This window comes from Haloarcula sp. MBLA0138 (assembly GCF_055632455.1).
On the sequence record NZ_CM145746.1, the window covers coordinates 2,234,499 to 2,245,591 of the forward strand.

Genomic DNA, 11,093 nt, shown 5'->3' on the forward strand with positions numbered 1-11,093 from the left:
CAGATGCGAATGTTGGTACGTGTAGGACAGGGGGGTGGGGGTCTGCCGAACGGTCTCGCGTGAGGGCGGGCGTGCCTGTGCGCGTCATGGGCGGCCCTCCGTCTCGTCCCGCGCGTCGGCGAGCAGGTTCCCAACCGTACCCGGAGAGCGGTCGCTGTGTCGGGCGTACTCCCGAACGCCGAGGCTCCCGAGGTCGCAGGTCAGGAAGGCATCGAGGGCGGCAGGAGTGAGGCCGTCGTAGCGGGTCGGGTCGTCGTCGAGAGACAGCCATGCCGGTGGCGCTGGGTACTCCCGGCCCGTGTCGAGATGAGATACCGAGATGCGGCCGCGGACCCACTGCCACCAGAGCGCGGCGACGTGAGCGCACCACTCGCCGTGATACTGCCAGCCGCGACAATCGCACTCCGCGACGAGCGTACGTCCTCTCAGCGCCCACGTGACGCGATGCATGCTGTCGCCTTCCGAGAGGACAACCAGCCGCTCGGCGTCGTTGATGGGGCCGCCGGCGTCTCTCTCTGCCTGTGCGCGCTGCCACGGCGTCGAGAGCGTCCAGTCGTCGGGCATCGACAGGGGTGACGGGTCACCGACACGGCGGTCGAGGTCGTCGCTCGGTTCCCAGCGCGGGCTACTCGGACTGCTCGGGCGACTACTCACGGGCGACACACCCCGTTTTCCTTCGAGAGAGTCGCAGACAGCGTCGGGGTGAATCCCGGGGCGTAAGTAATTCGCTCAGAGACAGGGATAGTTTTCAGACTGTACTCAGGGAAACGTGCCACTTGACGGATGAAGCCGGAGAAAATCGGACCTTCGAGAAAGTCCAGAACTGCTATGGACTCGCCGGGATTTGAACCCGGGGCCTCTTCCTTGCGAAGGAAGCGATCTGCCACTGATCTACGAGCCCGCGTCGTCTGCCACTCGAACGCGGAGTTTTAAAAACCCTGCGCGTGAGGGAGACCTTCGATAGCGATTCACACAGCGTGTGGTGTGTCCCGGCTTGCGGTTCGGGCGGGCGGCGGTCATCGAACGCCGGAACCGAGCGGAGGCTCGGTCACGCCGTCGCCATCGGTCAGTCTTCGAGGACGATCTCGATGGAGACGTCGTTGGGCACTTGGATGCGCATCAGTTGGCGCAGCGCCCGTTCGTCGGCGTCGATGTCGATGAGCCGCTTGTGGACCCGCATCTCCCAGTGTTCCCACGTGGCGGTCCCCTCGCCGTCGGGGGACTTGCGGGTGGGAACCTCAAGCGTCTTCGTGGGGAGCGGAACCGGACCGGAGAGTTCGACGCCGGTCTTGTTCGCTATCTCCCGCACGTCGGCGCAGATGTCGTCGAGGTCGTCGGGGCTCGTGCCCGCGAGCCGAACGCGTGCCTGCTGGGACATGCGTTATCGCTCGTTGACGCTGAGGACCTTGCCAGCGGCGATGGTCTGACCCATGTCGCGGATGGCGAAGGAGCCCAGCTCCGGAATCTCGGAGGACGGCTCGATGCTGAGGGGCTTCTGGGGCCGGATGGTGACGACCGCAGCGTCCCCGTTCTGGATGAAGTCGGGGCTCTCCTCGGCGACCTCGCCGGAGGCCGGGTCGATCTTCTTGTCGATGGACTCGACGGTACAGGCGACCTGAGCCGTGTGGGCGTGGAAGACCGGGGTGTACCCCTCCGTGATGACGCTCGGGTGCTGCATCACGACGATCTGTGCTTGGAAGGTCTCGGCGACCGACGGCGGGTCGTCGGCCGGACCACAGACGTCACCGCGGCGGATGTCGTCCTTGCCGATGCCGCGGACGTTGAACCCGACGTTGTCACCGGGCTCGGCCTGCGGGACCTCCTCGTGGTGCATCTCGATGGTCTTGACCTCGCCACCGACGTCCGAGGGCTGGAAGCTGACGTTGTCGCCGGTGTTCAGGAGCCCGGTCTCGACGCGGCCGACCGGGACGGTCCCGATGCCGGAGATGGTGTAGACGTCCTGGATGGGGAGGCGAAGCGGCGCGTCCGTCGGCGGCTCCGGCTCGGGCAGCGCGTTGAGCGCCTCCAGCAGGATTTCGCCGTCGTACCAGCCGGTGTGCTCGGACTCGCTGGCGATGTTGTCGCCCTCGAAGGCCGAGACGGGGATGAACTTCGCGTCCTCCGTGTTGAAGCGGACCTGCGTGAGGAGGTCGTTGACCTCCTCGACGACCTGCTTGTACTCGGACTCGCCGTAGTCGACGAGGTCCATCTTGTTGACGGCGACGATGAGTTCGCCGATGCCCAGCGTGCGGGCGAGGAAGACGTGTTCCTGCGTCTGCGGCTGGACGCCGTCGTCGGCGGCGACGACGAGCACGGCGTTGTCGGCCTGGCTCGCGCCAGTAATCATGTTCTTCACGAAGTCACGGTGGCCCGGACAGTCGACGATGGTGAAGTAGTAATCGTCGGTGTCGAACTCCTGGTGGGCGATGTCGATGGTGACACCGCGCTCGCGCTCTTCGGCGAGGTTGTCCATGACGTAGGCGAACTCGAAGCCGCCCTTGCCCTTCTCCTCGGCCTCTTCCTTGTGCTGTTCGATGACGTGCTCGGGTACGCTCCCTGTCTCGTACAGGAGCCGCCCGACCAGTGTGCTCTTCCCGTGGTCGACGTGACCGATGATCGCGAGGTTCTGGTGCGGTTTGTCCTCACTCATTGTTATCTCACGCGCAGAGGCGCTATATCGGAGCCTTTGGCCGGTGGTTCATAAAACCATTTCGAAAGCTCCTGCACGCCATCCCGACGCCGTCCGTCGATTTGGCACGCGGTGTCACGGGCCGCGGGCGTGTCGGTCCCGGCACGGCCGGCCTACAGTTCGGTGAGCCGACCGACGTCCGCCAGCACCGCCGACGCCGTCTCGGGACCGCCGGCACCGCGCCCGGAGATGTTGAGCCGGCCGGCGTGTTCGGTCTCCAACTGGACGATGTTGCGCGTCCCCGAGGGAGCGAGGGCGGCGTTCTCGGGGACGAGGCGCGGCCCCACGCGGACCGCGCCGTCCTCGACCTCGGCGATGAGCCGGACGGTCCGGCCGTCCTCGCCCGCGAGTTCGAGCGCGCTCCCGGAGATGTCCCGGATGCCCTCGACCGCCGCGTCGTCGAGGGTGTACTCGACGCCGTCGTCGGCCAACACGTTGGCGACGATGACGCCCTTGAGCGCGGCGTCGGTGCCGTCGACGTCGAAGGCCGGGTCCGCCTCGGCGACCCCGAGGTCCTGTGCCTCCGCGAGGACGTGTTCGTAGTCCAGCCCCTCGGCGGCCATCCGCGAGAGCACGAAGTTGGCGGTGCCGTTCAGGACGCCGCGCACGGCGGTGATGTGCTCGGGGTCGAAGTCGGCGATGGTCGAGAGCACCGGCATCGCGCCGCCGACCGTGGCCTCGAACAGCACCGACCCCGCAGACTCGCGTTCGAGGGCGCGTACGTCGGCGTAGCGCTCGGCCACCGGCCCCTTGTTCGCCAACACGACGTGGCGGTTCCGCTCGAGGGCCGTCCGCAGGTGGTCGAAGCCGGGCTGGGCGTCCCCCAGCGTCGTCGGCGTCGCCTCCACGAGAGCGTCGTAGTCGGCCGCCAGCGCGGCCTCGGGGTCGGCCTCGCCGACGACGCCGTCGGTCCGTTTCCGGTCGAGCGCCGCCCCCGTATCGATGCCGCCGGGGTCGACGGCGGCGCTCTGGGAGTCGGCGAAGGCGGTCACCGAGTGCCCGTAGTCGGCGGCCAGTTCGACGACCGAGCCGCCGACCGCCCCCGCGCCGACGACGGCGAGTCTCATAGCTCGCCTCCCGCCGCCAGCGGCTCGATAACTCGCAGGTCCTTGTCCGCTGCGATGTCGCGGACAGTGTTCATCACGGCGTCGGTGGCCCCCTGTTCGGTCGCCAGCCGCAGGCGCGCGCTGGAGACGTCCTCGGTCCCCTCGGGGGCCGACAGCGAGATGTCTGTCACCGTCGCGTCGGACGTTCCCTGAATCCGCGAGAGCGTGTCCGAGAGGTCGGTGTTGATGAGGTGGCCGGTCAACACCACCGTCAGGGCCTCGCTGTAGCGTTCGGCTCCGGCCTGGATGACGTTGATGCCCGCCTCCCGCAGCGCGTCGACGATGCCGTCGAAGCGCTCGGGGGTGGCCTCCAAGTCGACCTCCACGGGGATGTGGCCCCGGGGCGTGACGTTGCCCCGCTCGTGGAAGATAGAGAGGAGGTTCCCGCCGTTGTCGGCGATGGGCCCGAGCGCCCGCAGCAGTTCGCCCGGTTCGTCGACCAGTTCCAGCCGAACTGTGTAGGACCGAACCTCGTCGGTCGAGTCGCTCATCGCCCGCTCACCTCCTGTGGAACGTCTCCGTTCATTATCCGAGACTCATAGCGGCCGCGTATAAGAAACCGTCCGTTCGGCTCCGGCTCAGGGGAGATACCGCTCGTAGACGGTGTCGATTGCCTCGTTGTACGCCTCACCGCGGGGCGACCCCCACGGGTTCCGCGAGAAGTAGTAGACCGCGGCAAACAGCGTCGCGACCCACAGCGCCAGTGCGGGGGCCACGACCAGCCCCCACAGCGCCGTCGACGTGCCGGCTATCAGCGCCGCGACCAGCAGGTCCACGAGTTGGTACAGGCGTCGGCTCATACGGCCCGTTGGCGGCCGAGGAGCCTAAGCGTGTGGGCCGAGGAACGCGAAACGGGCGGAACGGCGACGGGCGTTAGAAGTAGTCGATGGCTTCCGGCAGCTCGGTCTTCATGCCCTTGCGCTCCCGGATTTCCGTCATCTTGTCGGGCTGGAGGTTGTCGGCCATGACTTGGAAGCCAGCGTTCTCCGTGTTCCACGAGGCGCGGCCCTCCGTCGCCGAGCGGATGTCGCTGGAGAAGCCGATCATCTCGTCGACGGGCGCGACGCCCTCGACGACCATCAGGTCGCCCTCTTGGTACATGTCGTCGACGCGGCCACGACGGCCCTGAATCTCGCCGGAGGCGGCCCCCATGTGCTCGTTGGGCACGTCGATGCGGACCTGCTGAATCGGCTCCAGCAGCTTGATGCGGGCGTCGATGAGCGCGTTGTGGACGGCCTCGCGGACGGCGGGGATGACCTGCGCCGGACCGCGGTGGATGGCGTCCTCGTGGAGCCGGGCGTCGTGGAGGCGCAGCAGCGACCCCTGTACGGGTTCGGCGGCCAGCGGCCCCTCGTCGAGGGCCTCTTCGAGCCCCTCGATGACCAGTTCCATCGTCTCGTTGAGGTGCTGAATCCCCTTCGTGTCGTCGATGAGGATGTTGGTGCCGTGGATGTGCTCGACGTTCTGGGAGGTGTCCTTGTCGAGGCCGGCCTCCTGCAGCGCCTCGCGGCGCTCCAGTTCCGGCATGTCCATGGAGGCCTCGCCGAGCTTGATGGTCTCGACGATGTCCTCGCCGAGGGGTTCGATGGAGATGTAGAAGCGGTTGTGGCGGTTCGGCGAGATGCCCTCGACCTCGCGGGACTCCTGCTGGGGGGCCTCGCGGTAGACGACGATGGGTTCGCCGGTGTTGATGGGGATGCCCTGATTGCGCTCGATGCGCTGGCCGATGACTTCGAGGTGGAGCTCACCCTGCCCGGAGATGAGGTGTTCGCCGGTGTCCTCGTTGATCTCGACCTGAATCGTGGGGTCCTCCTTGGCGACCTGCTGGAGCGTCTCGATGAGCTTAGGCAGGTCGTCCATGTTCTGGGCCTCGACGCTCTTGGTGATGACCGGCTCCGAGATGTGCTCGATGGACTCGAAGGGAGTCATCTCGACCGAGGAGACCGTGGAGCCGGCGATGGCGTCCTTGAGACCGGTGACGGCGGCGATGTTGCCCGCGGGGACGCGCTCGACCTCCTCGCGCTCGCCGCCCATGTAGATGCCGACGCTCTGGATGCGGTTCTTGCCGGCGGTGCCCGAGACGTACAGCTCTTGGCCCTTCTCCAGTGTGCCGGAGAAGACGCGGCCGGCGGCGATTTCGCCGGCGTGGGGGTCGACGCCGATGTCGGTGACCATCAGGACGACGTCGCCGTCCTCGTCGACGAGTCGCATCCCCTCAGCGAGGTCGGACTCGGAGTCGCCACGCCAGATGCGCGGGATGCGCATCGGCTGGGCGTCGACGGGGTTCGGGAAGTGCTCACAGACCATGTCCAGCACGACGTCGGACAGCGGCGTGCGCTCGTGGAGCTCCTGGCGCTTGTCGTTTTGCTCCAGTTCCATTATCTCGCCGAAGTCCATCCCGGTGCGCTGCATCGAGGGCATCGAGACGCCCCACTTGTACAGCGCGGAGCCGAAGCCGACGGTGCCCTCCTCGACGGAGACCGTCCAGTCCTCGACATCGTCCATCTCCTCGGTCATGCCGCGGATGAGGTCGTTGACGTCCTGAATGACCGCGAGGAGGCGCTGTTGCATTTCCTCGGGCCCCTCCTGCAGTTCGGAGATGAGGCGGTCGACCTTGTTGATGAACAGCGTGGGCTTGACGCCCTCGCGCAGCGCCTGTCGGAGCACCGTCTCGGTCTGGGGCATCGCGCCCTCGACGGCGTCGACGACCACGAGCGCCCCGTCGACGGCCCGCATCGCGCGGGTCACGTCCCCGCCGAAGTCGACGTGGCCGGGGGTGTCGATGAGGTTGATGAGGTGGTTCTGGTCCTCGTACTCGTGGGTCATCGAGACGTTTGCGGCGTCGATGGTGATGCCCCGTTCCTGCTCGTCTTCTTCGGTGTCCATCGCCAGCTGCTCGCCGGCGGTGTCGTCGGAAATCATGCCCGCACCGGCGAGCAGATTGTCTGTCAGTGTCGTCTTCCCGTGGTCCACGTGAGCGGCGATGGCGATGTTCCGGATGTGCTCCGGGTCGTCCATCAGCGTCTCACATTCTTGGACGATTTTCTTGCGTCGGCCCATTATACAGTTGCGTATCAACAGGAGGGTCAAAAGGATAGTGTTTTGAAAGCGGTGCTGACCGCGAATTCGACCGAATGCATGCGATAAGCCCGCAAGAAACATACGTTCCCGTCCCCTGTCAACGATAGACATGGACGTCCACGTGCGGGGCGGACCGGCCGAACCGTTTCTCGGGGCACGCGACCTCTTTACCACCGAGTACGACCTCGAGATGCCCGTGACAGTCAGGGTGCGGGAGGACCCCGACGAGCGGACGCGGGTCAGCCACGGCGACGACGGTCACCGCCTGACCATCTCCAGACAGGCCGCGACCAGCGCGATGGCCCGCGAACTCGCCCTCCACGAGTTCGCTCACATGCACCGCGACGAGCGGGACCACCCCTCACACACCCAGTCGACGCGGGAGGCCATCTACCTCGCGCTGGCCGGTCGCTCCGTCGAGCGCCGGAAGCTCACCCACTGTTACCAAATAGCCAACCACATGAAAGACGTCTACGCCGACGACGTCTGGATGGGGATGGCCCCCGGCGACAAGCTGGTCCGGTTTCTGGAGGCCAGCCTCGCCGCCGCCGTCGCCGACCGGCCCGCTGACCGCGGCGAGTTGGGGCGTTCGGGCGGCGCGCGGGACGCGCCGGACCCCGTGACCCGCCTGACGCCGGCGGCCGACCCCGACATCACCGCGGTCAACGCGGCGTTCGCGCTGGCGCTGTGTGAGCGCCACGGGCTCGTCGGCGACGACCACCGACTGTACGACCTCGCACACGCGGCCGCGGCGGACGCCCCCGAGGTGAGCCTCGCGGAGTTCAAAGACCACTTCGGCTCGCTGGCCCCCGACCCCGACGAGTCGGAGTTCCGGCAGGCGCTGGTCGACGTGACCCGCGCCTACGCCGTCGGCGAGTCCGGGCGGGCCGCCGACTAGAGCAGCGGTGACGCCACGAGCGCGACGGCCAGCGCTAGAACCGGGTAGTCCCGCCGCGAGAGCGCCATCGCCGGCGGCGTCGGGTTCCACGCGAAACAGCGGGCCCGCAAGGCGACCGAGAGCCGGTCGGCGCGGGCCAGCGCCCGCCCGAGGCCGACCACGGCGATGCGTCGCGCCCGGTCGACGACCGAGCGCCGGTCCCCGCCGCGGGCGCGGACGGCGTCCCGGACCGTCGATAGGTCCCGCCGGAGGACGGGCAGGAACCGAAACGTCAGCGCCACGCCGACGCCCAGCGACTGCCCGAGCCGGCCGGGGACGTGGCGCTGGACGGCGGCCCGAGTCTCCCGGACCGGCGTCGTGCGGACGTAGACCGCCCCGACGAGCAGCACCAACAGCACCCTGGAGACGGCGAGGGTCGCCGGCACCGCCCGCTGGGGCGCGACCCACGGCGGCCCGAAAACGAGCGCCGCCGACAGCGGACTCGCGGCGAGGATGACCAGCACGACCCGGTAGTGCCGGAGGACCGCCACGGGCGAGACGCGGCCGGCCGCCAGCGCGAGCGCGGCCACCCCCGCGAGCGCGGCCAGTCGCGGCGGGGTGGGGCGGGCGAACGCGGCGACGGCGAAACCGACCTGCACGGCGAGTTTCGACCGCGCGTCGAGCCGGTGGGCGAGCGTCCCGCCCGGGGCGTAGGTCAACATTCCGCGTCGACGCCGATGTCGGCCAGTTCCGGGGCGACCGCCTCGGGGTCGCCGTCGGCGACGACCCGGCCCTCCGAGAGGGCGACGACGCGGTCGGCCCGCTCGCGGAGGTCCCGCAGGTCGTGGGTGACGACGACGACGCTCGTCCCGTCGGCCGCGAGGGCGTCCAGCCGCTCCAGCAGCGACCGGCGGGCCCGCAGGTCCAGCCCGGCGAAGGGTTCGTCCAACACGAGGTGGGTCGGCTCCATCGCCAGCGCGCCCGCGATGGCGACGCGGGCCTGCTCGCCCCCCGAGAGAGCGTCGACCCGCTCGTCGGCGCGCCCGGCCATGTCGACGGCCGCCAACGCGTCCGCGACGCGGCGGTCGATTTCGGCCCGGTCGAGGCCGAGGTTCTCCGGCCCGAAGGCCACGTCGGCCCCGACGGTCGCGGCCACCAACTGGTCCCGGGGGTGTTGGAACACCATCCCGACGCTGGTCCGGGCCGCCACGGGGTCGTCGGTCACGTCGACGCCGTCGACCGCGACGGTCCCCGAGTCGGGTTCTAACAGGGCGTTGCAGTGGCGAACGAGCGTGGTCTTCCCGCTCCCGTTGGGACCGACCAGCAGCAGGAACTCCCCGTCGGGGACCGTCAGCGAGACGCCGTCGAGCGCGGTGGCCTCGCCGAAGCGGTGCGTGAGGTCGGTGACCGAAATCATGCGGGCGCGACGGACTGCTCGCGGGCGAGGACGCCGCCCCGAACCAGCGCGAGCGTCGCGACTATCTTGATGACGTCGCCGGGCAGGAAGACGAGCGCGCCGACGGTGGCCGCCTCGGTGAACGGGTAGCCGGCGGAGAGGGCCAGCCACGGGACGCCGACGGCGTAGATGACGGCGATACCGGCCACGAGTGCGGCGGCCTGCACGCCCGTCGAGACCGAGGAGAGCGACCGCGGCTCCAGTCCGCGGTGGACGATTGCGCCGATGACGACGGCCGCCAGCAGGAACCCCAGCAGGTAGCCCCCAGTCGGGCCGAGCACGTAGCCAAGCCCGGCTGCGCCGTTCGAGAACACCGGCGCGCCGGCTACGCCCGCGAGCAGGTACAGGCCGACGGAGAACCCGCCCCAGCGCGGACCGAGCAGGAGGCCGGCGAAGTAGACCCCGAACACCTGAAACGACACCGGGGCCGGGAGGCCGGGAATAGGTATCGAAACGTACGCGAACGCCGCCGTGAGCGCCGCCAGCACCGCGGCCAGCGAGATGTGTTTGACCGCCTCGTCGCCGACGAGGTCGACCGACTGCGTCGAAGCCATACCCGTGGCTGTGTCGTCAACCGACAAATAGAACACGGTTTACGAGGCCGGGGAACGGACCCGCGGGTAGAACGTTCGAGAGCGAGAACGGACCGCAGAGAGAGCGAGAACCGCTCAGCGAGCCGCGGCCGCGACGCGCTCTTTCTCTTCTTTCTGGTTGACGGCGTAGGTGCTCACGTCGTCGTTGGCGGCACCGACGAGCTGGGAGGCGAGCGCCTCCGCGGCGTCGGTGGTCGTCTTGAAGGAGTCGCCGTAGACGCCCTCGGCGAGGAACTTCAGGGCCTGATCGACGCGGCGCTGGGGCGCGACGTCGACGGCCTTCGGGACGGAGATGCCGCCGTACTTCAGGCGGACGGTCTCCTCGCGGGGAGCGCTGTTCTCGACGGCCCCGACGAGCACCTGCACCGGGTTCTCCTCGGTGCGCTCGTGGACGATGTCGAAGGCGTCCTGGACGATGGCCGTGGCGAGTTGCTTCTTGCCGGTGTTCTCGTCGGTCTGCATCAGGCGGTTGATGAGCCGCTCGACGATGCTAATCTCGCTTTTCTTGAACTGCTTGTCCGTGTGCCGGCCCATCGTGTGGGCGATGGGGGTGACGGTGATGTAGCGCTCGGTCGAGGGGTCGCTGAACTCGATGTCGTCGACGGACCACTCGCCGAACAGTTCGGCGCGCGTGCCCTCGTCGTCGGTGCCGGCCGGTGCGTCGGGTTCGGGGGAGTCTTCTGTACTCATGATTAGCGGACGGGTTTCTCGGCGTTACCGCGGACCAGTTCGATGAGCGAGACGCCGTTGACCTTCTCGACCTTGTAGTTGACGCCGGAGAGGTCGCCCATCGCACGACCCTTGGCCCCGCCGATGCCGGCGATGGTGACCTCGTCGTGCTCGTCGATGAAGGAGATAGCGCCGTCACCGGGGCAGAAGGCGGTGACCTGCTTGCCGTTCTTGATGAGCTGTACGCGGACGCACTTCCGGATGGCGGAGTTGGGCTGTTTGGCCTCGATGCCGACTTTCTCCAGTACGATGCCACGTCCCTGTGGCGCGCCCTCGAGCGGGTCGGACTTCTTCCCGAGCCCGCGCTCCCGGCGCGCGTAATCGGAGTCGGACCACCGGTGTTGCTGGCGGTCCTTCTTGAGTTTGCGAGCGGCGTATTTGCCGTTTGCCATAGTACACGCCCGTATCCTGCCGAGACACTTAAGCATCCTCTTTCGGAGCCGCAGGGCCGGCCGCGTGTGGCGCGCTGTGGCACGCCGCCGCCCGTATTCACACCTGATAACGGGAGAGTAGCGTTTACAACAGCGGTCCAGAAATCACCACCAACCGAGCAGAGAGCCTA

At 68.3% G+C, this 11,093-nt stretch carries 13 protein-coding genes and 1 tRNA gene; 1 reads left to right on the plus strand and 13 read right to left on the minus strand.

Annotated elements, in window-relative coordinates:
• Nucleotides 1–84: 84 nt before the first annotated feature.
• From ACV7JO_RS11885 to ACV7JO_RS11920, 8 genes are all read right to left on the minus strand, one after another.
• On the minus strand, nucleotides 85–654 hold the full coding sequence (locus ACV7JO_RS11885) for an SWIM zinc finger family protein (protein WP_470353629.1): 570 nt from the start codon (nucleotides 652–654) through the stop codon (nucleotides 85–87).
• Between the two features lie 175 nt (nucleotides 655–829).
• A tRNA-Ala gene (locus tag ACV7JO_RS11890) sits at nucleotides 830–901 on the minus strand.
• Between the two features lie 165 nt (nucleotides 902–1,066).
• Nucleotides 1,067–1,378, minus strand: a complete 312-nt coding sequence (gene rpsJ / locus ACV7JO_RS11895) for a 30S ribosomal protein S10 (RefSeq protein WP_470353630.1) — start codon at nucleotides 1,376–1,378, stop codon at nucleotides 1,067–1,069.
• Between the two features lie 3 nt (nucleotides 1,379–1,381).
• Complete coding sequence (gene tuf, locus ACV7JO_RS11900) at nucleotides 1,382–2,650, minus strand: translation elongation factor EF-1 subunit alpha (RefSeq protein WP_470353631.1); 1,269 nt, start codon at nucleotides 2,648–2,650, stop codon at nucleotides 1,382–1,384.
• Nucleotides 2,651–2,802: 152 nt separating this feature from the next.
• The gene (locus tag ACV7JO_RS11905) at nucleotides 2,803–3,756 is read right to left on the minus strand and encodes a homoserine dehydrogenase (RefSeq protein WP_470353632.1); all 954 of its coding nucleotides are present in this window, start codon (nucleotides 3,754–3,756) and stop codon (nucleotides 2,803–2,805) included.
• Nucleotides 3,753–4,286: an amino acid-binding protein gene (locus ACV7JO_RS11910; RefSeq protein WP_470353633.1), complete on the minus strand. Its 534-nt coding sequence runs from the start codon at nucleotides 4,284–4,286 to the stop codon at nucleotides 3,753–3,755. The genes ACV7JO_RS11905 and ACV7JO_RS11910 overlap by 4 nt, the downstream gene beginning before the upstream one ends.
• An 87-nt stretch (nucleotides 4,287–4,373) precedes the next feature.
• Complete coding sequence (locus tag ACV7JO_RS11915; protein WP_470353634.1) at nucleotides 4,374–4,595, minus strand: hypothetical protein; 222 nt, start codon at nucleotides 4,593–4,595, stop codon at nucleotides 4,374–4,376.
• 73 nt (nucleotides 4,596–4,668) lie between these two features.
• The gene (locus tag ACV7JO_RS11920) at nucleotides 4,669–6,855 is read right to left on the minus strand and encodes an elongation factor EF-2 (RefSeq protein ID WP_470353635.1); all 2,187 of its coding nucleotides are present in this window, start codon (nucleotides 6,853–6,855) and stop codon (nucleotides 4,669–4,671) included.
• A 130-nt stretch (nucleotides 6,856–6,985) separates the two neighbouring features.
• On the opposite strand from ACV7JO_RS11920, the gene ACV7JO_RS11925 reads away from it, so the two are divergent.
• Complete coding sequence (locus tag ACV7JO_RS11925) at nucleotides 6,986–7,774, plus strand: DUF5781 family protein (protein WP_470353636.1); 789 nt, start codon at nucleotides 6,986–6,988, stop codon at nucleotides 7,772–7,774.
• Here the strand turns inward: ACV7JO_RS11925 and ACV7JO_RS11930 are convergent.
• The 5 genes from ACV7JO_RS11930 to ACV7JO_RS11950 all read right to left on the minus strand — a co-directional run bounded on the left by ACV7JO_RS11930 (nucleotide 7,771) and on the right by ACV7JO_RS11950 (nucleotide 10,923).
• Nucleotides 7,771–8,475 carry an energy-coupling factor transporter transmembrane component T family protein gene (locus ACV7JO_RS11930; RefSeq protein ID WP_470353637.1) on the minus strand — a complete coding sequence of 235 codons (705 nt, stop codon included), beginning with the start codon at nucleotides 8,473–8,475 and terminating at the stop codon, nucleotides 7,771–7,773. The two genes, ACV7JO_RS11925 and ACV7JO_RS11930, sit on opposite strands and share 4 nt — an antisense overlap.
• Nucleotides 8,469–9,170, minus strand: a complete 702-nt coding sequence (locus ACV7JO_RS11935) for an energy-coupling factor ABC transporter ATP-binding protein (protein ID WP_470353638.1) — start codon at nucleotides 9,168–9,170, stop codon at nucleotides 8,469–8,471. The genes ACV7JO_RS11930 and ACV7JO_RS11935 overlap by 7 nt, the downstream gene beginning before the upstream one ends.
• The gene (locus tag ACV7JO_RS11940) at nucleotides 9,167–9,763 is read right to left on the minus strand and encodes a biotin transporter BioY (RefSeq protein ID WP_470353639.1); all 597 of its coding nucleotides are present in this window, start codon (nucleotides 9,761–9,763) and stop codon (nucleotides 9,167–9,169) included. The genes ACV7JO_RS11935 and ACV7JO_RS11940 overlap by 4 nt, the downstream gene beginning before the upstream one ends.
• Before the next feature lie 114 nt (nucleotides 9,764–9,877).
• On the minus strand, nucleotides 9,878–10,492 hold the full coding sequence (locus ACV7JO_RS11945; protein ID WP_470353640.1) for a 30S ribosomal protein S7: 615 nt from the start codon (nucleotides 10,490–10,492) through the stop codon (nucleotides 9,878–9,880).
• A 2-nt stretch (nucleotides 10,493–10,494) separates the two neighbouring features.
• The gene (locus ACV7JO_RS11950; RefSeq protein ID WP_276270652.1) at nucleotides 10,495–10,923 is read right to left on the minus strand and encodes a 30S ribosomal protein S12; all 429 of its coding nucleotides are present in this window, start codon (nucleotides 10,921–10,923) and stop codon (nucleotides 10,495–10,497) included.
• Nucleotides 10,924–11,093: the final 170 nt, after the last annotated feature.